Origin of the sequence: Sphingosinicella soli, assembly GCF_014199685.1 — a bacterium.
Taxonomy (GTDB): domain Bacteria; phylum Pseudomonadota; class Alphaproteobacteria; order Sphingomonadales; family Sphingomonadaceae; genus Sphingosinicella; species Sphingosinicella soli.
Genome location: NZ_JACHNZ010000017.1, coordinates 38,385 through 59,624, shown reverse-complemented (window position 1 = coordinate 59,624; position 21,240 = coordinate 38,385). Strand labels below are relative to the sequence as shown.

Below are 21,240 nucleotides of genomic sequence, written 5' to 3'. Positions count from 1 at the left end.
TGCTTTCTTTTTCGGGATCGCTTCTGCTAGCGAGCGAACGCCGCGCGGGCAACCGCCCGTCGGCCGATGACCGGAAGGTATGCCTGACGTGACTGCGTTCAACGATCGCTCCACTCCCATGTCCCTGCTGCTTTCGCGCCGCTCCGGCAAGGCGCGCGACATGATCGCGCCGGGTCCGGACGCGGCGCAGATGCAGCGCATCCTCACGGCGGCGGCGCGCGTGCCCGATCACGGCAAGCTGGCGCCGTGGCGTTTCGTCATCGTGCCCGAGAGCGAGCGCGACGCCCTCGCCGAAGCGCTCGATGCGATCTACGTCGCCGAAAAGCCCGATGCCGGCCGCGTGGAACGCGAGGCCGTGCGCGCGTTCGCGCGGCAGGCGCCCGCTCTGGTCGTGACACTGTTCCGGCCCCGCGAATCGCACATCCCGCTGGCCGAACAGGCGGCCTCGGCGGTCTCCGCGACCATGACCCTCGCGCATGGCGCGCATGCGGAAGGCTTCGTCTCGTGCTGGCTGACCGGCTGGGCGGCGTACTCACCCGCCGTCACGGCGCTGTTCGGCGCGCCGGGGGACAGTATCGTCGGCTTCATGTTCCTGGGCACTGCGGCCAGGCCGCTCGAAGAACGCCCGCGACCCGATCTCGGTGAGGTGGTGAGCGTGTGGCGCGGCGCATCGCAATCTTGACCGTGCTACTGTCTTATGGTCTTATAACACTATGTGGCAGACAACCCGCCCGATCTATGTGCAGATTCGCGATCTGATCGCCGCCGCCATCATTGACGGCGCCTACAACGTCGGCGATTCGCTGCCGTCGGTGCGCGCGCTTGCCGCCGAACAGCAGGTCAATCCGCTGACGGTTTCCAAGGCCTATCAGGAGCTGCAAACTTCGGGGCTCGTCTCGGCGCGGCGCGGCCTCGGGCTGTTCGTGGAGCCCGGCGCGCGCGAACGTCTGCTCGCCGACGAGCGCAAGCAGTTCCTCACCCGCGAGTGGCCGGCGATCCGCAGCCACATCGATCGTCTCGGCTTGAAACCCGCCGAACTCTTCGATACCGCGGATGCGTGACACGCCCCTTTCTTGACGCGCTGCTCCCGGTCATCCGGGACGCGGCAACCCTCATCGAACAGATCCGCGCAGACGGCGCCGAGACCCGTACCAAGGCGGATCTTTCGCCCGTAACGGAGGCCGACGAGCGCGCCGAGGCGCTGATCGTCGCCGCGCTCCGGCGCATCGATCCCGAGACGCAGATCGTCGGCGAGGAAGCCTGCGAGGCCGGCGGCAAGCCTGCCGTCGCACAGCGCTTCTGGCTGATCGACCCGCTCGACGGCACCCGCAGCTTCATTGACGGCGGCGCCGACTACTCCGTAAACATCGGCCTCGTGGAAAACGGCGCGCCGGTGTTCGGCCTCGTGATGGCCCCGCGCAGCGGCACGATCTGGGCAGGCATCGTCGGCGAGGGCGCGTGGCGGTTCGACGGCGACACACAGACGCCGATCCGTTGCCGCACGCTTCCCGCCCGCCCCGTCGTCGTCACCAGCCGCTCGCACAACGACGATCGCACGCTGGCCTATGTCGCGCGCATTCCGGGCGCCGACGTCAAACCCAGCGGTTCGTCGCTCAAGTTCTGCATGATCGCGCAGGGCGAGGCAGACGTCTATCCGCGCTTTGGGCCGACGTCGGAGTGGGACACCGCCGCCGCGCATGCCGTGCTGATCGCGGCGGGCGGCGCGATGGTGGACGCGGATGGCGCCCCCTTCGGCTACGGCAAGGCGGATTACCTCAACGGGCCGTTCCTCGCATGGGGCGATCCCGCCGCCTATGCAGCGCTGCCGCCCATCACCGAATAGCCGGACGCAGTGTCCGCAGCAGCGCCGAGCACACGGCCGCGCGTGAGCGGATCGAGCCGCGCGGCGTTCACGATCGCACCGAGCGTGCGCCGCGACGCGCCCTGCATCGCAGCGCCGTAGCGCGCCTCCAGGCTGCGCAGCCGCTTCGCGTCGTCCAGCCGGGCGGCGGCGACCGCGACGCGCAGCACCATGCCCTGCGCATCGGGCGTCAGCGCTGAAGCCTCGGGAAGCAGCGGCGCCAGACCGGCGATCACAGCGGGCCAGTCGCGAAGCGCCCACGCGGCTTCCGCGCGCAGGATTTCGGCCCGCTCGCCGTCCATATCGGCGATCAGGCGCAGCGCCGCGTTCGCGTCTCCCGTCCCGATGCGCGCGGCGGCTTCGGCCTGTCGGCGGCGCAGGTCGAGATCGGCGGGCAACGCCGCGCGCGCGCCTGCCAGCACGGCAAGCGCCCGCTGCGGATTTCCACTTGCCACGAGCAGTTCGGCGAGGCGCACGGCAACGCTTGCCCGCGCCGTTCCTTCCAGGCGGTGGTTCACCTGATGGTCGAGCAGCATCGCGGCCTCGCGCGCCATGCCCGCGCCCGCAAGCCGCTCCGCGAGGCGGCGGATCATGGCATCGGCTTGCGGCCCCTGCGGCGCATATTCGGGAAAATCGCGGAACAGAGCAAATGTCTGCGCGGGCGACAGCGTATCCTCGTCCTTTGCAAAGGCGGCGGAAAAGCGGCGGACCAGCCTTTGCCGAAGCGCAGGAGAGCCATCATCCACCGCGCTATATGCTGCGAAGGCGCCGGGTGCGTCGCCGGATGCATCCTTGAAATTTCCCGTCGCCATCAGAACGTCGCGCTCTGCGGCGCCGCCGGGCCAGACGCGCTCCAGTCGGTCGAGACGGGCAAGCGCGGCTTCGGGGCCGAGCCTGCCTGCCGCGACCTCGATCTGCGTGGCTGCAACCCGCGCGCGCAGCGCCGCGATCGGGTTCGGGCTCGCTACGGCCCGGCGAAAATAGGCAAGCGCCGCCTCGGGCGCGTTTCCGCGCAGCGTGACGCCCCGCCAATAATCGGCCTCGCCCTGCTGCACCGGAGACAATCCGCGCATCCCGCCGAGCACCCGCGCGGCGGGATCGAGATCGCCGGCTTCGGCATAGGTCCGCACCGCGCCCATCAGATAGGGCGCCCGCGCGCCGGGCGTCAGCGCCGCAAGCGCCGGACCGGCGCAGCGCAGCGCAGCGCTTACCCCTGCAGGCTGCCGCAACCGCGCGGACGCGGCAAGGCGCTGAAGGCAGGCGGCAGGCGCCGCCGCGAGCGCGGGCGTATCGAGCAGCGCCAGCGCCTTGTCCGGCTCGCCGAGCGCGATGAGGACTTCGGCGCGAAGCTGCCGGTACGCAGGGGTCTCCGCAACGCCGGGCGAATCCGCGGCAAGCACGCCGAGCACGCCCTCGGCTTCGGCGTGAAGACCGGCATCGGCATAGTCGCGCGCCACGCGCCAGCGCCAGGCCGGACGCTCCGCCTCCGGCGCGATACTCAGCGCCTGAAGCGCGGTGCGGGCGGGTGCATCACCGGCGACGGGCGCCGGGACCAACAGTGCGAGCGCCGCGATCAGCATCAGGTGTCTGGGGGCCATGCCCACGGCCTAGTCCTCGCCGCGCAGGCGAAACGCCTTCCCCGGCTTGTCGGTGTCGCGGTCGGTAAGTCGCACCGCGAGCTGATGGCCTGATCGGCCCATCTGGCCGTGGCCGACCGTGCGGCCGCCGCAGCGCAGCGTGATCGGCTGATCCTCCCGCGTGCCGAACAGCAGCGTCTGCCCGGGCTTGAACGCCATGATGTCGGCAAGCGTCATCTGCTGTTCGCCAAGAACGGCTTCGACATCGACGCTGGCGCGGTGAAGCTCCGACACCAGATGCCGTTCCCAGAGCGAATCGCGGCCGAGCGTCTCGCCGGTGAACCGCTGCAACAACAGCGCGCGGATGGGCTCCAGCGTGGCGTGGGGGATCACAAGGTCGACAAGCCCGCCGCGCTCGTCCATCTCGATGCGGAAGCGGGCGTTGACGGCGGCGCTGGTCGGGCGCGCGATCCCGGCGAAGCGCGGGTTGGTTTCGATCCGGTCGAGCGTGAAGCCCACCTGCGCGAGCGGCGCGAAAGCCTCGCCCAGAGCGCTCAGAACGACACCGATCAGGCGTTCGACCAGCTTCGTTTCGATGGCAGTGAAGCCCGGCCTTCCGATATGCGCGGGCGGCACGCCGCGCCGTCCGCCCAGAAGCACATCGACGACGGCGAAGGCCAGCTCGGGGCGGACGACCAGAAGCGCCGAATTGTCCCATTCGTGAGCGTGCGCCACGCCGATAAGCGACGGCAGCGGCATGTCGTTCAGGAACGCGCCGAAGCGCACCGACGACACCGCTTCGATGGACACTTCGATCGTGTCGGACGTGAGGCTGCGCAGGCTCGCCGTCATCAGCCGGACGAGGCGGTCGAAGACCACGTCGAGCATCGGCAGCCGTTCGCTCACGAACCCGGCGTTGATGATGGCGTCGATGCCGGATTGCTCCGATGCCGCTATGCCGCGTTTGGTTTCCCGCGCAGTGCCTCCCGGCAGTGCGGCGGCCTGCTGCCGGTCGCGCGTCAGCGCCCATTCGGCCTCGACATCGTCGCGAAGCCACGCTTCGGGATCGAATTTCATGCTGCGGCCGGTCATTGCTGGATCAGCTCCTGCACGAGCACGTCGCTGGCCCGCCCCGGCCCGGCACGGTTGATCCGCACCATCAGCTCTTCCTTGATCCGGTACGTGCCCGATGCGCCGGCAAGATCCTGCGGCCGCAGCGCGCGCAGGAACGACTGGAAGCCGTCGATCACCGCCGGAAGGCGGGCCTTGATCGCGGCGGCGTCTTTGCGGCTCGCCGCCTCGATCACCACATGAACCTTCAGATAGCGGCGCTCGCCGCCCTTCGCGCGAAGGTTCACGGTCATCGCCGGAACCTCGACATAGTGCGGCACGGCAGGGGTCAGCACGCCCGGCGCGGCCACCCACTGCAGGCCGTAAAGCACGGCAGCGAGCGCGGCGAGGATCAGCGCCGACGTGACGATGCGCTTGCCGCTCCACCATTTGCGCGGCAACGCAGCCTCCAGCGCGGCCAGATCTTCCGGCCGTATGGCATCATTGATCGGCGTCATCGGCCCCGCCAGTTTGCAACCCAGAAGCGCAAACTAGCGCCTGCGTAGTTAACGAGGCGTTGCGGAGGAAGACAGGCAACGGCTCGGCCCGCCGCAGATTTCCGTGACTTTCACGAAACGATTCCCGCGCCGCCGGTCCGGCGGCAACGGCGCGCTATTCGTCGCGCGTGATCTTCTCGTTGCGCTCGTGGCGTTCCTGCGCCTCAACCGTCATCGTGGCGATCGGGCGCGCGTCGAGGCGCTTGAGCGAAATCGGCTCGCCGGTGACTTCGCAAAATCCGTATTCGCCCGCATCGATGCGGCGCAGCGCGGCGTCGATCTTGTTGATGAGCTTGCGCTGGCGATCCCGCGCGCGCAGCTCGATCGACCAGTCGGTCTCGCTCGATGCGCGGTCGGTGGCGTCGGCCTCCTGCAGCGGCTCTTTCTGGAGCTGGACAAGCGTTTCCTTCGCCTCGCGATGGATATCGTCTTTCCAGCTGAGCAGCTTCTTGCGGAAATACGCCAGCTGCAGCGGGTTCATGAAGGGCTCGTCCTCAGAGAGAACATAGCCTTGAGGCAATTCGATGCCCTTCGCGGCAACCGATTTGGGGTTCTCTTCGTCGTCGGTCAGGACGGACATTCCTTCAACCGTATCGATCATTTTTACGCAACTCCTGCCCCGACCGTTCCGGCCCGCGAGCTGGTGAGGCGCGCGCGAAACGACCGCTCCCGGCGCGGGCTATACCGTCCGCGTTCGCACCCGGCAAGCGGCTAGATGGGCTTTCATCAACTTCATTCGACAAACGCCGCTTTTAACACTTTGCCAACCTTTTCGGGATCATGCTCGGCGCATGCTCATGCTCCCCGTCCACAACCGCCCGGCGCTGCACTACCGCGCGGCAAAAACCCTGCTGATCGCCGCGATCGCGCTTGGCCCGGCGATTGTCCCGCTCTTTACCTGAGCGGGCTTGAGACCGGGAAAACTCGGTGCTAAGCGCAGCGTCCATGAACGCCACAGCCCCAACAGACGCTTTTGTCCCGGAAATTCGCTACGTCGAGAACACGCGCGTATCGTGCGACGGCGACGAAGGGCCGCTGGGCCATCCCCGCGTTTACATGGAGATGGAGCACGGCTTCGTCGATTGCGGCTATTGCGACCGGCGCTTCATCCTGTCGGGCGGCCCCGCCGACACCCGTGACAAATAAGGCCGCAGTGCCCATATCGGGGACATGACAGACCCGACACGCCTCTTTTATTCGCAGCTCGACCCCTCCCGCGCCGAGCGCGTCGTCGCCGATGTCCTCGCGGGGACGGACGACGGCGAGCTTTACATGCAGCACACCGTCGCCGAAAGTTTCACCTTCGACGACGGCCGCATGAAATCCGCCAGCTTCGACACGACGCAGGGTTTCGGCCTGCGCGGCGTTTCGGGGGAGACGACCGCCTTCGCGCATGCCAACGAGATCAGCGAGGCCGCAATCCGGCGCGCCGGCGAAACCGTGGCGCTGGTGCGCGGCGGGCATTCCAGCACCGTCGCAGCGCCGCCCGCGCGGACCAACCGCAAGCTCTACGTCGATGACGACCCGATCAGCGCGATCCCCTTTGCCCGCAAAGTCGAGCTTCTTGAGAAGATCGACGCCGCCGCGCGGGCGCGCGATCCCCGCGTCGTGCAGGTTTCCGCCTCGCTGACGGCAAGCTGGTCCACGATCGAGATTTTGCGCGGCGACGGGTTTCGCGCCTCCGACATTCGCCCGCTCGTGCGTCTCAACGTCCAGATCGTCGCGGAGAAGGACGGGCGGCGGGAGACCGGCTATCACGGCATCGGCGGCCGCTACCTGTACGACCGGCTGTTCGAGGACGCGACATGGGACCGCGCGATCGACGTGGCGCTCGCGCAGGCGCTGGTCAATCTCGATGCCGTCGCCGCCCCTGCGGGCGAGATGACCGTGGTGCTCGGGCCGGGCTGGCCCGGCGTGCTGCTGCACGAGGCGGTCGGCCACGGGCTGGAAGGCGATTTCAACCGCAAGGGCGCGTCGACGTTCTCCGGGCGTCTGGGCGAGCGCGTGGCATCGCCGGGCGTAACGATCGTCGACGACGGCAGCATGGAGAACCGGCGCGGTTCGCTGACCATCGACGACGAAGGCACGCCGACCTCGCGCACCGTGCTGATCGAGGACGGCATCCTCAAGGCATATATGCAGGACCGGCTCAACGCCCGGCTGATGGGCGTCGCGCCCACCGGCAACGGCCGCCGCGAGAGCTTCGCGCACGCCCCGATGCCGCGCATGACGAACACGTTCATGCTGGCGGGCAAGGATGATCCGGCCGAAATCCTGTCGCGCGCGAAATCCGGCATTTACGCCAGGAGCTTCGGCGGCGGGCAGGTCGATATCACGAACGGCAAGTTCGTCTTTTCCTGCACCGAGGCGTACCGCATCGAAAACGGCCGGCTCGGCGCGCCGATCAAGGGTGCGACGCTGATCGGCAGCGGGCCGGAGGCGATGCGCAAGGTCGTCGCGATCGGCAACGATCTCGAACTCGACGAGGGTGTCGGCATCTGCGGCAAGGGCGGCCAGTCGGTGCCTGCGGGCGTGGGCCAGCCGACGCTGATGCTGGAAGGTCTCACAGTGGGCGGTACGGCCGCCTGAAACGGGGAGAAAAGGCGCGTGGCGGACTTTTTCGACGAGCTGACCGACGATCATATCACATTCGTCAACCGCCAGCCGGTGTTCTTCGTGGCCACCGCCGCGGCGGACGTGCGCATCAACCTCAGCCCGAAAGGCTATGATTCGTTTCGCGTGCTGTCGCCCAAGCGCGTCGCCTATCTCGATCTCGGCGGCTCCGGCAACGAGACCCACGCCCACCTCGCGGCGGACGGGCGCATCACCATCATGTTCTGCGCGTTCGACAACCCTGCCCTCATTTTCCGCATCTACGGACACGGCAAGCCGGTGTTGCCGCAGGATGCGGACTGGGACGCGATCGCCGCGCACTTCACGATCCTGCCCGGAACGCGGCAGATCTTCGACATCGCGATCGAAAGCGTGCAGACGAGCTGCGGCTGGGGCGTGCCCCAGATGACGCTGGAGCGCGAGCGTCCGACGCTGGTGAAATATCATCGCCAGGCGGGCACGGATCCGTCGGAATGGGTGAAACGCCGCATTGATCGAACCCGCAGCATCGACGGCCTGCCGGTCCGCGTGACCGACCGTTATGTGAGCGAGGACGCCTGATGCCGCTGGTCATGGTCCGCGAATATTCCGATCGCATCGAGGCCGACGTGGCCCGTCTCGCGCTTGAATCCGCAGACATCCCGGCAGTGCTGTTTGATGCCGGCATGGCCAGCCTCGGCCTCGGGCCGATCACGTCGGCGCGGCTGATGGTCGATGAAACCGATCTTGATCGGGCCCGGCAGATCCTCGACGGCAGCGACGATTAAACTTTCGTCAACTTCACCGCCTAGAATCTAGGCGACCACCCCTCATCGCCTAATTTTTAATCAAGTCCGCGCCCGCATGCGATGGGAGTCACCCCCTTTTGCTGCGGTGCAGCAGTTGGCACGCATCATGCAGAACGCCTCCTCGGCACAACCACAGGAGGGGGCAAGGCATGAAGCTGATCATTGCTATCATCAAGCCGTTCAAGCTCGATCCCGTACGGGAAGCCCTGAGCGACATCGGCGTTCAGGGGCTGACCGTAACGGAAGTCAAAGGTTACGGGCGTCAGAAGGGACACACCGAGGTGTACCGAGGCGCGGAATACACCGTGAACATGGTCCCGAAACTGAAGCTTGAGATCGTCGTCGCAGATGACCTTGCTCCGCGCGTCATTGAAACGATTTCCGCCGCAGCTTCGACCGGAAGCATCGGCGACGGAAAGATCTTCACGCTCGACGTCGGCGGCGCTGTGCGCATCCGCACGGGCGAAACCAACGAAACCGCTCTTTAGAAAACTGGGGGTAAGGAATGAAACCAACTCTTGGATTGGCAGGACGCGCGCTGGCTTACGGCGCCCCTCTGCTGTTTTCACTGCCGGCCTTCGCACAGGAAGCGGCTGAAGCGGCCGCTCCGGTCGTCGACAAGGGCGACGTTGCCTGGATGATGACGGCCACCGTCCTCGTCATGGCGATGATCGTCCCCGGCCTTGCGCTGTTCTACGGCGGTCTCGTCCGCACGAAGAACATGCTCTCGGTGCTCACGCAGATCATCGCGGTCGCCTGTCTCGCCATGCTGATGTGGGCGATCTTCGGCTACACGATGGCGTTCGGCGACGGCGGCAACGCGTTCATCGCCGGCTTCGGCAAGATGTTTCTGGCGGGCATCACCGCGGACTCGACCGTAGCCACCTTCAGCGACGGTTTCGTCATCCCCGAGTTCGTGTTCATCGCGTTCCAGATGACGTTCTCGGCGATCACGGTCGCGCTGGTCATCGGTGGTCTGGTGGAGCGCATCAAGTTCTCCGCCGTGATGATCTTCGCCGCGATCTGGCTCACCATCGTCTATTACCCCATCGCGCACATGGTGTGGGCAACGGGCGGCCTGATCTTCGAGTGGGGCGCTCTGGACTTCGCCGGCGGCACGGTCGTGCACATCAACGCCGGTGTCTCGGCGCTGGTCGGTGCGATCATCCTGGGCAAGCGTCTCGGCTACCAGAAGGAAACGATGGCGCCGCACTCGCTGACCATGACGCTGATCGGTACGGGTCTGCTGTGGGTGGGCTGGTTCGGCTTCAACGCCGGTTCGGCGCTCGAAGCCAACGGCGGCGCGGGTCTTGCGCTCATCAACACCTTCCTCGCGACAGCCGCCGCGGTGCTCTTCTGGATGCTCACCGAGCGCATGCTCGGCCACAAGAGTTCGCTGCTCGGCGCCTGCTCGGGCGCCATTGCGGGCCTGGTTGCGATCACGCCTGCCGCCGGTAACGCCGGTCCGATGGGCGCGATCCTGCTCGGTCTCGTCGCGGGTATCCTGTGCTGCATCTTCGTCATGAAGATCAAGACGAAGCTCGGCATCGACGAGTCGCTCGACGCCTTCGGCATCCACGCCGTCGGCGGCATCATCGGCTCGATCCTGACAGCCGTGACGATGCTCCCGGCGCTCGGCGGACCGGCGGGCGACGACTATGCGGTGGGCGCTCAGCTCATCATCCAGATCCAGGCGGTCGTCGTCGCGGTCATCTGGGCAGCGGTGGGTTCGGCGATCGCCTTCGGCATCGCCAAGGCCGTCACCGGCCTGCGCGTTACCGAGGAAGTCGAGCGCGAGGGTCTCGACCTCGGCGAACACGGCGAACGCGCCTACAACTACTAAACTCAGTCTCTGCGTAAATTCCGGGGCGGCGTGGGCAACCACGCCGCCCCTTCCTTTTGCCCGCCACGTGTCGGGTAACTTTACAATGTTCCCTCTCGTCTTCTCGCGCGCCTCGCCAAATTCCCTGCATACTCGCCGATTTTTCAATTTGACTCATTATTTGCATTTAGGAAAAATACATATCGAGAGGGGCTTTCCGATGATCAAGCGCGCACATCTTCTTGCAGTCACAGTCGCCTTCGCGGGCTTGGCCACATCGGCCCAGGCAGGTTATTACGTGCTTCCGTACGCGCAGCTGGAATCGCAGCTTTACAACCCGGTCACGGGCACCTTCACCCCGCAGCCCGGCTATCAGGTCTCCAACGGCTTCGAAGCAAACGGCGCGACATCGAAGCAGACTGCGCTTTCGGATGCCGACGGCCGGAATGCCTTCTCGTCGGTTGATCTTGCGAACGGTGAACTGAAAGCCTCGGCAGGCGCAACCGGCGGCACCCGCAGCGCGAGCGCCAACGCCATCTTCGGCGACACCGTCACGATCGCAGGCGGCGCGGGCACGACCTGGGATTTCAACATCCTGCTCGACGGCTATTTCGAGTTTGAATTCGGCGGCCCCACCGGCGGCCCGCCGACGAGCGGCTACACCAACTATGATATCACGCTGGCCATCTACCGGCCCGGCGACACCACCAACAACACCTGGGCCACCAGTGACGTTGCAAGCGCCGTCTTCTTTCAGAGCATCAACGAATTCAACCCATCGATCGACCTCGAAAACCCGCTCGTGTCGATTTCCGAGCTGATCGCCAGCAGCATCCTGCTGGAAAGCGATTTCGAGACGTTCGAGATTTACGCACGTGTCGTCACGGGTGCGAGCACCAGCACGTTCGACGGCATCACGTCCGTGCTCGCCGATTTCAGCCAGACAGCGACATTGGATTTCTCCTTCGCCGACGGGGTGAACGCCTATTCGGACTCGGGCGCGCTGCTCGGCCTCGGCAAGTACACGCCGCCGCCGGTCGACGTTCCGACCCCCGGCAGCCTCGCGCTTCTCGGCTCCGGCCTTCTGGCGGGCGCGCTGATGCGTCGGCGCCGCAGGGCCTGACGCGCGGCCTCACAAGTCGTTGAAAGGGTCGGCCATGCGCCTGCCCTTTTTATTGGCCCTTTTTATTCGGATCCGGGCTTCCTGCGCAGCGCCTTCACCTTGCCGCGTCCCGTCTTGGCGTCGGTACGGCGTGCCTTCGCGGCCTTGCCTGGCTTCGTCTTCACGCGCGGCGTCGGCGGCACTGCGGCTTCGGAAAGCAGCGCGACGAGACGCGCCTCGGCGTCCTCGCGGTTCATCTCCTGCGTGCGGAAGCGGTCGGCGCGCAGCACGATGACGCCGTCCAGTGTCAGCCGCCGCCCCGCGAGCCGCGCCGCCCGGCGCTTCACGGCTTCGGGCAGCGACGGGGAATGCGCCAGATCGAACCGCAGTTCGACCGCCGTGGAAACCTTGTTGACGTTCTGACCGCCCGGCCCGCTTGCGCGGATGAAGCTGAGCGTGATTTCGCGCGGATCGATGGAGAGGCCGCGTCCGACCGGGATCACTCGGCGGCCCCCGCCGCAAGCCGGGCCTGCCGCTCCGCCCAGCGCGCCTTGATCGTCTCGGAGGTGTCGCGGCTGCCGTCGTGGCTCCAGCCCGGCGGCTTCACCATGTAGTTCCAGCGCGCCGCCCACGTGGGGGCGTGCCGCACGTCCTTCGCGATGCCGATCCATTCGTGGAACGCCGTCCACAGCACGTTGAAGCTGCCGAGGTTCTTGACGATGCCGTAGCGGCAGGGCTCGTCGTCGCGCTCCGGCTCGAACGTGCCGAACATCCTGTCCCAGATGATGAACATCCCCGCATAGTTCTTGTCGAGATAGCGCGGGTTCGTCGCGTGGTGGACACGGTGGTGCGAGGGCGTGTTCATCACCGCCTCGAACCAGCGCGGCATCCGCCCGACGACTTCGGTGTGAATCCAGAACTGGTAGACGAGGTTGATCGCCGACGCGAAGAGCACCATCGCCGGATCGAACACGAGGAACAGCGGCATCCGGAAGATGAACCCGAGCGCGATGAAGCCTGTCCACGTCTGCCGGAGCGCGGTCGACAGATTATAATGCTGGCTGGAATGGTGGATGACGTGCGCGGCCCAGAACCAGCGCACGCGGTGCGCGCTGCGGTGGAACGCGTAGTAGGCAAGATCATCGCCCAGGATGCACAGCGCGAACACCCACCAGTGCCAGCCCAGGTCGAGAAACGCGAACTGGTGCAGCCAATAGGCCGATGCGATCACCGCGCCGCCGCTGACAAGCCCCGCGATCGTGCTGCCGAACCCCATGACGAGCGAGGTCGCGGTATCGCGCCATTCATATTCGCCGCGTCCGCGCAAGCGGATCCAGACAAGCTCCGCCACCATCAGCAGGATGAACGCCGGAATGGCGAGGGCGACGGGATCGGGCAGTTCCATAGCGAATTATCCAGCGCCGGGCTGCAGGCGCGCGGCAAGCGTTTCCGCCGCCTGCGCGCCGATCTGCAGGCGAACCGCGCCGAACATGGGATCACCGCTGTCCACGATCAAGTCAGCGCTTTCGACAGTCGCCCGCACCGGCATCGTCAGTTCGCGCACCGTCCAGCGCGAACCGTGCAGCTTGATGAGCGCGAACCGCCCGTCCCGCCCCGAAACGAGCGCGCCGCCGCCGTCAGCGCCGAGCGCAACCTCGCCGGCTTCGAATCCGGCAAGCGTGAATTCGGCGAAATTTGCAGCGGCGGCCGTATCAAGCACCGTCGCGGGACGACGCACGCCAAGCCACCGCGCGAGCAACACCACAAGCGCGATACCGCCGACCGAGATCAGCGCCTGGGCCAGCACGGCGCTACCGCGCCGCCATCTGCTGCATGACGCCGTAAATGGGCGACAGATCATATCCGGCGGCGCGGGCCGCCTCCGCGAGCGTGTCCGCGTCCTTGCCCGCAGACGCCTCTGCAAGCCCCCAGAGCATCGTGGAGCGTGTCCCGGACCGGCAGAACATCAGCGCGCGCTGCCCTTCGAGCGCCTTGCGCACGGCCTCGATCATGTCGGGTGTGATGCCGCCGTGCGACATCGGGATATACGCATAGGCAAGGCCCTCGGCGGCCGCCGCAGCTGCGATCGACTCGCCCGGCGGCTGATCGGGCGCTTCGCCGTCCGGGCGGTTGTTGATGATCGCGGTGAAGCCCGCAGCTTTCGCAGCGCTGACATCTTCAGGCGTGATCTGCGGCGCGACCGAGACGGTTTCGCTGAGCGTCGGGAACATGGCTTCCTCCAAAAAAGACCCGGCAAGGCGTGCACGGCGTTCCCGCCTCGTCTATCGTGTACGAACGAGACTGGCGACCAAAACAGCACGGGAGGCGCCCTATCAACATTCCGAACATGCTCACCGTGTTCCGGCTGCTGCTTGTGCCTCCGATGGCGCTGAGCCTGCTTGCCGGGGATCTGACGCGCGCGGGCATCATCTTCGTGGTCGCCGCCGCAACCGACGCCGTCGACGGCTGGATCGCGCGGCGGTGGCACAGCGTAACAACGCTGGGGCAGTTGATGGACCCGGTCGCCGACAAACTGCTCGTCGGCACCGCCGTGGCGCTGCTGTGGTGGACGGGGCTCCTGCCGGACTGGTTCGCGCTCGCGGTCGCGCTGCGCGAGGGCTTCGTGCTGGTCGCGAGCGTCTGGGCACGCGGGCGCGGGCATGCCGACGAACTGAGGCCGGACCCCTTCGGCAAGACCGGAAACGCCGTGCAGATGGCTCTCGTCGCGCTGATCCTGTTGCCGCTGCCGCTCGTGCTTAAAACGCCCACCCTTCTGCAAGCCCTTATGATCGCCGCCACTTTTCTGAACCTCGTGTCGGCCGCCCGCTATGCGCAGCGCTGGATTCGCGCGCGAGGATCGGATGCGTAATCTCCCACTTTCTGTGAGGGCGCGATTGAAACCGTCATCATTTGCGGGGCATGAGCAGCCCGCGCGACCGGGAGCGTCGCGCGCTACGGCGGCAATCACGAGGGCGGCGGACATGACACTCAGACTCGCTCTGGCGGCAGCGCTGGCAACAGGCTCGGCAGGCGCATCGGCAGCGACGCTCGCGGTCGGCGGAAACGGCGCCTACGCGACCCCTGCCGAAGCCGCGCGCGATGCGCAGCCGGGCGACACGATCGTCCTTTCCCCCGGCGTGTATGAAGGCGCCCGTTTCCGCGCCGATCGCCTGACCGTGCGCGCCGCCGACGACGCGCTGCCCGGCAGCGTCGTCATCACCGGCGACGTCGTGGGCGGAAAGGCCCTGTTCGTCATCGCAGGCGACGACGTGGCGATCGAAGGCATCACCTTTGAAGGTGCGGTCGCGCCGGATGGAAACGGCGCCGGCATTCGCGCGGAAGGCCGCAACCTGACCGTCACGAACGCCCGATTCGCCGGGAACGAAATGGGCATCCTCGCCAACAGCGTGGCGGGCAGCGTACTGACCGTGCGCCGATCGCGCTTCACGGGAACCGCCAGCCGCAAGGCAGACCGCGTGGGCCATGCCGTCTATGCCAACGGCATCGAGCGGCTCGTGGTGACGGGGTCCACCTTCACCCGGGGCGCGCGCGGCCACTACATCAAGTCCCGCGCGCTCGACACGCGCATCACCGGCAACCGCATCGACGACACGCAGGGCAGCGCCTCCTACCTCATCGATCTGCCCGAAGGCGGCGCCGCGACGATCCGCGCCAATCTGCTGGTGAAGGGCCCGAACCCCGACAATTGCTGCACCGCCATCGCCTACGGCTTCGAAATGCGGAAAGGCGGCAGCTACGCGAACCCGCCGGGGCCGGTGCGCGTCACCGGCAACCGCTTCGTGAGCCACGCGCCCGGAACCGTGGTCTTCTTCGCCAACCGTTCCGCTCCGGCCAACGCCGCAACCCTGACCGACAACGACCTGGTCGCCGAGCGGGGCCGCATCGTCGCAGCGTCGAGCGATGTGACGGTAAACGGCATCCTCGCATCGGAAAGCGCCCTTGCAAGCGCTGCCGCCTTCGCGGAAATGGCTCTGAAACCGCCGCTATCGGGCGTCTTCGCGCTGCTCGGTTTCGGCCTCGCGGGCCTTATCGTCGGGCGGCGGAAAGCTGCGGCGCAGCGATAGCGCCCTACTCCGCCGCTTCGGCAAGTCCCGCCGGCGGCATGTTGTGGCCAAGCAGGCGCAGCACGTCCGCCGCGCACTCCACCACGTTGGAGCCGGGGCCGTAGATGCCCTGAACGCCCGCGTCGCGCAGGAAGTCGTAGTCCTGCGGCGGGATGACGCCGCCCGCGATCACCTTGATATCGCTGCGGCCTTCTTCACGAAGCCGCCGGATGAGTTCGGGGATCAGCGTCTTGTGCCCCGCCGCGAGCGACGAGGCGCCCACCACGTCGACGGCGCTTTCAAGCGCCAGCACGACCGTCTCTTCCGGCGTCTGGAACAGCGGGCCCGATACAACGTCGAAGCCCATATCACCGAACGCCGACGCGATGATGTTGGCGCCGCGGTCATGCCCGTCCTGGCCCATTTTGGCGACGAGCAGCTTCGGCTTGCGGCCCAGCCGCCGCTCGACCGCCTTCACGCCGTCCACCACCTGCTCCCAGCGGGGATCGCCCTTGTAGGGTGCCGCATACACACCCTTCACCGGCGTCGGCGTCGTGCCGTAGCGCTGGAAACTCTCTTCCATCGCCGAGGAAATTTCGCCCAGCGTCGCCCGCACGCGCGCGGCCTCAACGGCGAGCGCGAGCAGGTTGCCGGTGCCCCTGGCGCCTTCGCGCAGCGCATCGAGCGCTGCCGCGCAGGCGGCCGGGTCGCGCGCCGCCTTCACGGCGTTGATGCGGGCGATCTGGCCGTGACGCACCTTGTCGTTGTCGACCTCGAGCGTCTCCAGCAGGTCTTCGCTCGCGAGGCGGTACTTGTTGACGCCCACGATCACGTCTTCGGCGCGGTCGACACGCGCCTGACGCGCGGCGGCGGCCTCCTCGATCATCGCCTTGGGCCAGCCCGCCGCCACGGCCTTCGCCATGCCACCTTCGGATTCGACGCGCTCGATGATCTCCCACGCCTGATCGACGAGTTCCTGCGTCAGCGCCTCGATGTAATAAGAGCCGCCCAGCGGATCGACCACCTTGGTCATCCCGGTTTCTTCCTGGATGACGATCTGCGTGTTGCGCGCGATGCGGGCCGAGAAATCGGTGGGCAGCGCGATCGCCTCGTCGAGCGCGTTGGTGTGCAGCGACTGGGTGCCGCCCAGCATCGCGGCCATCGCCTCGATCGTGGTGCGGATCACATTGTTGTAGGGATCCTGCTCCGTCAGCGACACGCCCGAGGTCTGGCAGTGCGTGCGCAGCATCTTGGAGCGCTCGTCCTTCGCGCCGAGGTTCGTCATCACCCGGTGCCAGAGTACGCGCGCGGCGCGCAGCTTCGCGATTTCCATGAAGAAGTTCATGCCAATCGCGAAGAAGAACGACAGCCGCCCCGCGAACTTGTCGATATCGAGCCCCGAGGCAACGCCGTAGCGCACGTATTCGGCGCCGTCTGCGATCGTGAAGGCAAGCTCCTGCACCTGCGTCGCGCCGGCTTCCTGCATGTGATAGCCGGAAATCGAGATCGAGTTGAACTTCGGCATCTCCCGGCTCGTGTAGCCGAAGATGTCGGAGATGATCCGCATCGAGGGCTCCGGCGGGTAGATGTAGGTGTTGCGGACCATGAACTCCTTCAGGATGTCGTTCTGGATGGTCCCGTCGAGCAGCTTGCGGTCGACGCCCTGCTCCTCGCCCGCGACGATGAAGAAGGCGAGGATCGGGATCACCGCGCCGTTCATGGTCATCGAAACCGACATCTGATCGAGCGGAATCCCGTCGAACAGGATCTTCATGTCCTCGACCGAATCGATCGCGACGCCCGCCTTGCCGACATCGCCCACCACACGCGGATGGTCCGAATCGTAACCCCGGTGCGTGGCGAGGTCGAACGCGACCGACAGGCCCTTCTGCCCGGCGGCGAGATTGCGGCGGTAGAAGGCGTTCGATTCCTCGGCGGTGGAGAAGCCCGCGTACTGGCGAACCGTCCACGGGCGTCCCGCATACATCGAGGCGCGCACGCCGCGCGTGAAGGGTGCAAAGCCGGGCAGGCCGGGATCGACGGTCACGTCGTCCGCCGTGTAGAGCGGCTTCACGGTGATGCCCTCGGGCGTCTCCCAGTCGAGGCTCCTGCCCTTCACTTCCTTGTCGGCGAGCGCCTTCCAGGCGTCCAGCGTCGGTTTGTCCGTCATGACCTCTCCGTAATTCCACCCGCCCGGCTCAGGACAGCGTAACCTCCGTCACGCGCGCCGAAGCGCCGCCCTTGCCGTCGGCGTCGAACCGGACTGTCACGGTCGCACGCCGACCGCAAGCCACAAAGTCCCACGCCTCGCTCCAGCCGCCCGCGAAGCGCGTGCCGAACTGCATGGGCGAAAGATCGCCGTCTGCGGCCGCGATCCGCGTCTGGCGCATGCCCACGGTCGTCACCTCGCACATCGGCTGCTGCTGCTTCGCGCGGTCCCAGGCGGCCTTGGCGGCGAGCTTGCTCGTTTCGCGCATCTGGCTCGGCGTGGAGATCGCCTCGCCCCGATTGACGACCAGCAGCAGATGCCGCCCGTTCTTCTCGGCGATGTACAGGAAGCGCAGCAGCGGCGTTTCGGCGCAATCGGTGCGCGCATAGAATGTCCACGCGCCAACGAACGCGCCCGCCTTCAGCCCCTCGCTCACCAGCCGGTCGGCGGTGGCGGGCTGCAGGCCATAGGGATCGATGCGCGTCAGGGTCGTGCAGGCGTGCGTGGTTGTCGACCAGCGGGCACGGTCCAGCACCTCCTGCCGAAGCGATTCCAGATCGGGCGCATGCGCCTCGGCGGCGTTTTCCTGCGCTGCGAACCACTGCGCGGGATCCCCCGGCACGTCCGCCGCCTGCTGCGCGGCGGCCGGGCTGGCGATCAGCAGAAGACATGGGATCAGACTGCGCATGCTGCGCGCTATATCGCTGCCGGGATGCCGGGTCGATTCCTAAAACACCATCTGAACGGCAGCGCGGCGCGGAGTGGTCCGGGCACGCCGCCCTCGGCTTTTCCACAGCTTTGAAAGTCGCTACACACTCCCGCCATGACCGAAACGATACCGCCGCTCGGCATCATAGAAGGCTATTTCGGCGAGCCATGGACGTGGGAGGATCGCGGCGATGTCATGCGCGGCCTCAAGCCGCACGGCTTTTCGTTCTTCATATACGCGCCCAAGGCAGACCCCTACCTCCGCCGCCGATGGCAGGAGAACCATCCCGCAGACGCGACGGCGGCGCTGGAACGCTTCTCGCAGGCCTGCCGGGATGCGGGGGTCGCGTTCGGCATCGGTCTGACCCCTTACGAACTGCACGATGACTGGACCGGCGAGGGCAAGGCGGCGCTCACTGCGCGCCTGAAGGCGCTCGGCGCGCTGCGGCCCGACATCGTCGCCATCCTGTTCGACGACATGCACGGCGACATTCCCGGCCTTGCGCAAACGCAAACCGAAATCGTCCACCACGCCGCCGCCGCCCTGCCCGCGCGCCTGCTGATGTGTCCGAGCTACTACAGCGACGACCCTGTGCTCGACCGCGTGTTCGGCGCGCGGCCCGCACGCTACCTCGAAGACCTCGGGCGGCTGCTCGATCCGGCGGTGGACGTGTTCTGGACCGGCGAGGAAGTGTGCAGCCGCGAATTCACGCGCGGCCACCTCGACCGCGTGGCGGACGATCTCCGCCGCAAGCCCGTGCTGTGGGACAACTACCCCGTCAACGACGGCCCGCGCATGTCGCGCTTCCTGCACCTGCGCGCATTCACGGGGCGGGGCGGCATTGCCGGAAGCGTTGCCGGACACGCCATCAATCCCGCGCTGCAGCCCCGGCTGACCCTCGCGCCCGCGATGACGCTCGCGATGAGCTATGCGCAGGGCGACGCCTATCGCTACACCGCCGCGTTTCTCGAAGCCGCCCGGCAATGCTACGGCGCCGAACTCGCCGCCGCGCTCGAAACCGACCTGCTGACGCTGAACGACAGCGGCCTCGATCGCATTCCGGGCGAGCGCTGCACGTCGCTGCGCGCGAAATACAAGGCGATGGGCCACCCTGCGGCGGACGAAGTCGCGCGGTTTCTGGAAGGCGGCTACATGATTACCGGCGAGGCGGTGCAGACGCAGTAGCGTTCAGCGATCGCCACGCGGCGGGCGACAACCCGAAAGCGCCCGAAAAGCTCTTCGTGAAATGTTCCGGCGAGGAAAACCCGCACGCAGCGGCAGCCGTCTTCACCTGCGCCCCTTCCGCGAGCAGGCTGCGGGCGCGGTCCAGCCGCGCTGCGGTGACGAACGCGGCGGGGGTTTTCCCGGTCGCCTCCCGAAAGTTGCGATGAAAACTGCGCGGTGTTTCACCGACGCGCGCGCAGAGCGCTTCCACATCGAGCTTCCGGTCGAGATTGCCGGCGATATAGCCGACGAGATCGGTGTAGCGCCCGGCCGCTTTCGCCTGCGCGCGAAGCAGCGGCGAATATTGGGACTGGTTGCCGGGGCGGCGAACCGAAAGCACCAGCCGCCGCGCGATGCCGTTCGCCAGCCTCGGCCCGTGGTCGCGCTCCACCATCGCGAGCGCCATGTCGATCCCCGCCGTCACCCCCGCCGAGGTCCAGAGCGCGCCGTCTTCAACGAACATGGAGTCAGCATCCACCGTCGTTTCCGGAAACCCGTGGGACAGGCGCTCGGCGCTGTTCCAGTGCGTGGCGACGCGCTTTCCGGCGGTCAGTCCCCACGCGGCGAGGACAAACGCGCCCGTGCAGATAGAGCCGTGGCGACGCGCCGTCCCCGCTATGGCTCGGAACCAGTCACCCGTTTGCCGGTCCTCCATCAGCGCGCTGAGGCCGGGGCCGTCGCCGCCGACCACGAGCAGCGTATCGGCGGTCTCGACCGCAGGCAGCGGCTGCGTGGCGACGGCGACGCCGCAACTCGAAAGGACCGCCCCGCCCCGGCGAGAGACCGCGACGACATCAGAGCCGCGCCCCAGCCCTTCCGCTGCGGCGCCGAACACGGCGGCAGGCCCCGAAAGATCGAGAAGCTGGAACCCCGGAAAGACAAGGAGAATCGTCTGCATGGCAGGATAATACAGTTTTATGTCATTTCCGCCAGAGCGGCGCGCGGGTAGGAAGATCGGACCCACACGCGGAGAGACGTATGACAGAGACATTCGACATCGGTTTCCTGCTTTTCCCGGAGCTGACCCAGCTCGACATGACCGGCCCGGCGCAGGTGCTGGCGCGGATGCCCGGCGCGAAGCTGCACTTCGTCTGGAAAAACCTGGACCCCATCAAGGATGATTGCGGCCTCACCTTCCTGCCGACGACCACCTTCGCGGATTGCCCGCAGCTTGACATGATCTGCGTGCCCGGCGGTTACGGCACCTCGGCGGTGATGCGGGATGACGCCGCGCTTTCGTGGCTGCGAAAGCAGGCGGAAGGCGCGCAGTTCATCACCAGCGTCTGCACGGGATCGCTGATCCTTGCCGCCGCCGGGCTGATGACCGGCTACAAGGCGGCGTGCCACTGGGCATGGCGCGACCTGTTGCCTCAGTTCGGCGTAATCCCTGTCGCCGACCGCGTCGTCGAGGATCGGAACCGGATTTCCGGCGGCGGCGTCACTGCGGGCATCGATTTCGCGTTCCACATCGCGGAGAAGCTGCACGGCCGCGACGTTGCGGAGATGCTGCAGCTCGTGCTCGAATATGATCCGGCGCCGCTTAGCGGCGGGACGCCCGAGACGGCGCGCAAACCCATTCTCGACATGACCCGCGCGGCGATGACCGCGCGCGGCTTCGATCTTCGCCGCGACGAAATCGCCGCCATCGCGTCGGCACGCTGACC

General features: G+C 67.0%; 25 protein-coding genes. 14 read left to right on the top strand and 11 right to left on the bottom strand.

Annotated elements, in window-relative coordinates:
• Positions 1 to 79 precede the first annotated feature (79 nt).
• From GGQ98_RS08770 to cysQ, 3 genes are read left to right on the top strand one after another with little or no spacing between them, the layout of a single operon-like run.
• A complete protein-coding gene (locus GGQ98_RS08770; RefSeq protein ID WP_184068160.1) occupies positions 80 to 682 on the top strand; it encodes a nitroreductase family protein in 603 nt (200 codons plus the stop codon).
• Between the two features lie 31 nt (positions 683 to 713).
• Entirely contained in the window at positions 714 to 1,061 is a 348-nt protein-coding gene (locus GGQ98_RS08765) for a GntR family transcriptional regulator (RefSeq protein ID WP_184068157.1), read from the top strand.
• Positions 1,058 to 1,843, top strand: coding sequence for a 3'(2'),5'-bisphosphate nucleotidase CysQ (gene cysQ / locus GGQ98_RS08760; protein WP_184068154.1), 786 nt, complete (start codon positions 1,058 to 1,060; stop codon positions 1,841 to 1,843). Before GGQ98_RS08765 ends, cysQ begins: the two co-directional genes overlap by 4 nt.
• Here cysQ and GGQ98_RS08755 read toward each other — a convergent pair.
• The 4 genes from GGQ98_RS08755 to dksA all read right to left on the bottom strand — a co-directional run bounded on the left by GGQ98_RS08755 (position 1,813) and on the right by dksA (position 5,625).
• Positions 1,813 to 3,459: a hypothetical protein gene (locus tag GGQ98_RS08755; protein ID WP_184068151.1), complete on the bottom strand. Its 1,647-nt coding sequence runs from the start codon at positions 3,457 to 3,459 to the stop codon at positions 1,813 to 1,815. The genes cysQ and GGQ98_RS08755 overlap by 31 nt on opposite strands.
• 9 nt (positions 3,460 to 3,468) lie before the next feature.
• A complete protein-coding gene (gene fliM, locus GGQ98_RS08750; protein ID WP_184068148.1) occupies positions 3,469 to 4,530 on the bottom strand; it encodes a flagellar motor switch protein FliM in 1,062 nt (353 codons plus the stop codon).
• Positions 4,527 to 5,006, bottom strand: a complete 480-nt coding sequence (locus GGQ98_RS08745) for a flagellar basal body-associated FliL family protein (protein ID WP_184068144.1) — start codon at positions 5,004 to 5,006, stop codon at positions 4,527 to 4,529. Before GGQ98_RS08745 ends, fliM begins: the two co-directional genes overlap by 4 nt.
• 154 nt (positions 5,007 to 5,160) lie before the next feature.
• On the bottom strand, positions 5,161 to 5,625 hold the full coding sequence (gene dksA / locus GGQ98_RS08740; protein WP_184068205.1) for an RNA polymerase-binding protein DksA: 465 nt from the start codon (positions 5,623 to 5,625) through the stop codon (positions 5,161 to 5,163).
• A 365-nt stretch (positions 5,626 to 5,990) separates the two neighbouring features.
• Here dksA and GGQ98_RS08735 point away from each other — a divergent pair, with 365 nt between their 5' ends.
• From GGQ98_RS08735 to GGQ98_RS08705, 7 genes are all read left to right on the top strand, one after another.
• Positions 5,991 to 6,191: a zinc-finger domain-containing protein gene (locus GGQ98_RS08735; protein WP_184068141.1), complete on the top strand. Its 201-nt coding sequence runs from the start codon at positions 5,991 to 5,993 to the stop codon at positions 6,189 to 6,191.
• A gap of 24 nt (positions 6,192 to 6,215) precedes the next feature.
• On the top strand, positions 6,216 to 7,634 hold the full coding sequence (tldD, locus tag GGQ98_RS08730; protein ID WP_184068138.1) for a metalloprotease TldD: 1,419 nt from the start codon (positions 6,216 to 6,218) through the stop codon (positions 7,632 to 7,634).
• Between the two features lie 18 nt (positions 7,635 to 7,652).
• A complete protein-coding gene (locus GGQ98_RS08725; protein WP_184068135.1) occupies positions 7,653 to 8,219 on the top strand; it encodes a pyridoxamine 5'-phosphate oxidase family protein in 567 nt (188 codons plus the stop codon).
• Positions 8,219 to 8,425, top strand: coding sequence for a putative signal transducing protein (locus tag GGQ98_RS08720; protein ID WP_184068132.1), 207 nt, complete (start codon positions 8,219 to 8,221; stop codon positions 8,423 to 8,425). Before GGQ98_RS08725 ends, GGQ98_RS08720 begins: the two co-directional genes overlap by 1 nt.
• 170 nt (positions 8,426 to 8,595) lie before the next feature.
• Entirely contained in the window at positions 8,596 to 8,934 is a 339-nt protein-coding gene (locus GGQ98_RS08715) for a P-II family nitrogen regulator (protein ID WP_184068129.1), read from the top strand.
• Positions 8,935 to 8,951: 17 nt separating this feature from the next.
• Positions 8,952 to 10,289 (top strand): ammonium transporter, encoded by a 1,338-nt coding sequence (locus GGQ98_RS08710; protein ID WP_184068127.1) that lies wholly within the window; start codon positions 8,952 to 8,954, stop codon positions 10,287 to 10,289.
• 199 nt (positions 10,290 to 10,488) lie between these two features.
• Positions 10,489 to 11,391 carry a PEP-CTERM sorting domain-containing protein gene (locus GGQ98_RS08705; RefSeq protein WP_184068124.1) on the top strand — a complete coding sequence of 301 codons (903 nt, stop codon included), beginning with the start codon at positions 10,489 to 10,491 and terminating at the stop codon, positions 11,389 to 11,391.
• Positions 11,392 to 11,453: 62 nt separating this feature from the next.
• Here GGQ98_RS08705 and arfB read toward each other — a convergent pair whose 3' ends face one another.
• The 4 genes from arfB to GGQ98_RS08685 are packed head-to-tail and all read right to left on the bottom strand — an operon-like array spanning position 11,454 to position 13,601.
• Complete coding sequence (gene arfB, locus GGQ98_RS08700) at positions 11,454 to 11,873, bottom strand: alternative ribosome rescue aminoacyl-tRNA hydrolase ArfB (RefSeq protein WP_184068120.1); 420 nt, start codon at positions 11,871 to 11,873, stop codon at positions 11,454 to 11,456.
• Complete coding sequence (locus GGQ98_RS08695) at positions 11,870 to 12,775, bottom strand: sterol desaturase family protein (protein WP_184068116.1); 906 nt, start codon at positions 12,773 to 12,775, stop codon at positions 11,870 to 11,872. Before GGQ98_RS08695 ends, arfB begins: the two co-directional genes overlap by 4 nt.
• 6 nt (positions 12,776 to 12,781) lie before the next feature.
• The gene (locus GGQ98_RS08690) at positions 12,782 to 13,177 is read right to left on the bottom strand and encodes a hypothetical protein (protein ID WP_184068113.1); all 396 of its coding nucleotides are present in this window, start codon (positions 13,175 to 13,177) and stop codon (positions 12,782 to 12,784) included.
• A 4-nt stretch (positions 13,178 to 13,181) separates the two neighbouring features.
• Entirely contained in the window at positions 13,182 to 13,601 is a 420-nt protein-coding gene (locus GGQ98_RS08685) for a protein tyrosine phosphatase family protein (RefSeq protein ID WP_184068110.1), read from the bottom strand.
• A 116-nt stretch (positions 13,602 to 13,717) separates the two neighbouring features.
• Here GGQ98_RS08685 and GGQ98_RS08680 point away from each other — a divergent pair, with 116 nt between their 5' ends.
• Together GGQ98_RS08680 and GGQ98_RS08675 are read left to right on the top strand one after the other, a co-directional pair.
• A complete protein-coding gene (locus GGQ98_RS08680; protein WP_184068107.1) occupies positions 13,718 to 14,239 on the top strand; it encodes a CDP-alcohol phosphatidyltransferase family protein in 522 nt (173 codons plus the stop codon).
• Positions 14,240 to 14,351: 112 nt separating this feature from the next.
• Entirely contained in the window at positions 14,352 to 15,455 is a 1,104-nt protein-coding gene (locus GGQ98_RS08675) for a right-handed parallel beta-helix repeat-containing protein (protein ID WP_184068104.1), read from the top strand.
• A gap of 4 nt (positions 15,456 to 15,459) precedes the next feature.
• Here GGQ98_RS08675 and scpA read toward each other — a convergent pair whose 3' ends face one another.
• Both scpA and GGQ98_RS08665 read right to left on the bottom strand, forming a co-directional pair.
• Complete coding sequence (gene scpA / locus GGQ98_RS08670; protein ID WP_184068101.1) at positions 15,460 to 17,604, bottom strand: methylmalonyl-CoA mutase; 2,145 nt, start codon at positions 17,602 to 17,604, stop codon at positions 15,460 to 15,462.
• Positions 17,605 to 17,632: 28 nt separating this feature from the next.
• The gene (locus GGQ98_RS08665; protein WP_184068099.1) at positions 17,633 to 18,331 is read right to left on the bottom strand and encodes a hypothetical protein; all 699 of its coding nucleotides are present in this window, start codon (positions 18,329 to 18,331) and stop codon (positions 17,633 to 17,635) included.
• A 135-nt stretch (positions 18,332 to 18,466) separates the two neighbouring features.
• Here GGQ98_RS08665 and GGQ98_RS08660 point away from each other — a divergent pair, with 135 nt between their 5' ends.
• Entirely contained in the window at positions 18,467 to 19,537 is a 1,071-nt protein-coding gene (locus GGQ98_RS08660; RefSeq protein WP_184068096.1) for a beta-N-acetylglucosaminidase domain-containing protein, read from the top strand.
• On the opposite strand, the gene GGQ98_RS08655 is transcribed toward GGQ98_RS08660, so the two are convergent.
• Positions 19,509 to 20,474, bottom strand: a complete 966-nt coding sequence (locus GGQ98_RS08655; protein WP_184068093.1) for a GlxA family transcriptional regulator — start codon at positions 20,472 to 20,474, stop codon at positions 19,509 to 19,511. The genes GGQ98_RS08660 and GGQ98_RS08655 overlap by 29 nt on opposite strands.
• Before the next feature lie 80 nt (positions 20,475 to 20,554).
• On the opposite strand from GGQ98_RS08655, the gene GGQ98_RS08650 reads away from it, so the two are divergent.
• On the top strand, positions 20,555 to 21,238 hold the full coding sequence (locus tag GGQ98_RS08650) for a DJ-1/PfpI family protein (protein WP_184068091.1): 684 nt from the start codon (positions 20,555 to 20,557) through the stop codon (positions 21,236 to 21,238).
• Positions 21,239 to 21,240: the final 2 nt, after the last annotated feature.

What these genes read in the sequence shown, in the direction of transcription:
- GGQ98_RS08765 (WP_184068157.1), top strand. Translation starts at nt 714, where the DNA reads ATGTGGCAGACAACCCGCCCGATCTATGTGCAGATTCGCGATCTGATC.
- tldD (WP_184068138.1), top strand. Translation starts at nt 6,216, where the DNA reads ATGACAGACCCGACACGCCTCTTTTATTCGCAGCTCGACCCCTCCCGC.
- GGQ98_RS08695 (WP_184068116.1), bottom strand. Translation starts at nt 12,775, where the DNA reads ATGGAACTGCCCGATCCCGTCGCCCTCGCCATTCCGGCGTTCATCCTG.
- GGQ98_RS08685 (WP_184068110.1), bottom strand. Translation starts at nt 13,601, where the DNA reads ATGTTCCCGACGCTCAGCGAAACCGTCTCGGTCGCGCCGCAGATCACG.
- GGQ98_RS08770 (WP_184068160.1), top strand. Translation starts at nt 80, where the DNA reads ATGCCTGACGTGACTGCGTTCAACGATCGCTCCACTCCCATGTCCCTG.
- GGQ98_RS08665 (WP_184068099.1), bottom strand. Translation starts at nt 18,331, where the DNA reads ATGCGCAGTCTGATCCCATGTCTTCTGCTGATCGCCAGCCCGGCCGCC.
- GGQ98_RS08710 (WP_184068127.1), top strand. Translation starts at nt 8,952, where the DNA reads ATGAAACCAACTCTTGGATTGGCAGGACGCGCGCTGGCTTACGGCGCC.
- GGQ98_RS08715 (WP_184068129.1), top strand. Translation starts at nt 8,596, where the DNA reads ATGAAGCTGATCATTGCTATCATCAAGCCGTTCAAGCTCGATCCCGTA.
- GGQ98_RS08755 (WP_184068151.1), bottom strand. Translation starts at nt 3,459, where the DNA reads ATGGCCCCCAGACACCTGATGCTGATCGCGGCGCTCGCACTGTTGGTC.
- GGQ98_RS08735 (WP_184068141.1), top strand. Translation starts at nt 5,991, where the DNA reads ATGAACGCCACAGCCCCAACAGACGCTTTTGTCCCGGAAATTCGCTAC.
- GGQ98_RS08705 (WP_184068124.1), top strand. Translation starts at nt 10,489, where the DNA reads ATGATCAAGCGCGCACATCTTCTTGCAGTCACAGTCGCCTTCGCGGGC.
- fliM (WP_184068148.1), bottom strand. Translation starts at nt 4,530, where the DNA reads ATGACCGGCCGCAGCATGAAATTCGATCCCGAAGCGTGGCTTCGCGAC.
- GGQ98_RS08720 (WP_184068132.1), top strand. Translation starts at nt 8,219, where the DNA reads ATGCCGCTGGTCATGGTCCGCGAATATTCCGATCGCATCGAGGCCGAC.
- GGQ98_RS08655 (WP_184068093.1), bottom strand. Translation starts at nt 20,474, where the DNA reads ATGCAGACGATTCTCCTTGTCTTTCCGGGGTTCCAGCTTCTCGATCTT.
- GGQ98_RS08660 (WP_184068096.1), top strand. Translation starts at nt 18,467, where the DNA reads ATGACCGAAACGATACCGCCGCTCGGCATCATAGAAGGCTATTTCGGC.
- GGQ98_RS08650 (WP_184068091.1), top strand. Translation starts at nt 20,555, where the DNA reads ATGACAGAGACATTCGACATCGGTTTCCTGCTTTTCCCGGAGCTGACC.
- GGQ98_RS08675 (WP_184068104.1), top strand. Translation starts at nt 14,352, where the DNA reads ATGACACTCAGACTCGCTCTGGCGGCAGCGCTGGCAACAGGCTCGGCA.
- scpA (WP_184068101.1), bottom strand. Translation starts at nt 17,604, where the DNA reads ATGACGGACAAACCGACGCTGGACGCCTGGAAGGCGCTCGCCGACAAG.
- GGQ98_RS08680 (WP_184068107.1), top strand. Translation starts at nt 13,718, where the DNA reads ATGCTCACCGTGTTCCGGCTGCTGCTTGTGCCTCCGATGGCGCTGAGC.
- dksA (WP_184068205.1), bottom strand. Translation starts at nt 5,625, where the DNA reads ATGTCCGTCCTGACCGACGACGAAGAGAACCCCAAATCGGTTGCCGCG.
- GGQ98_RS08745 (WP_184068144.1), bottom strand. Translation starts at nt 5,006, where the DNA reads ATGACGCCGATCAATGATGCCATACGGCCGGAAGATCTGGCCGCGCTG.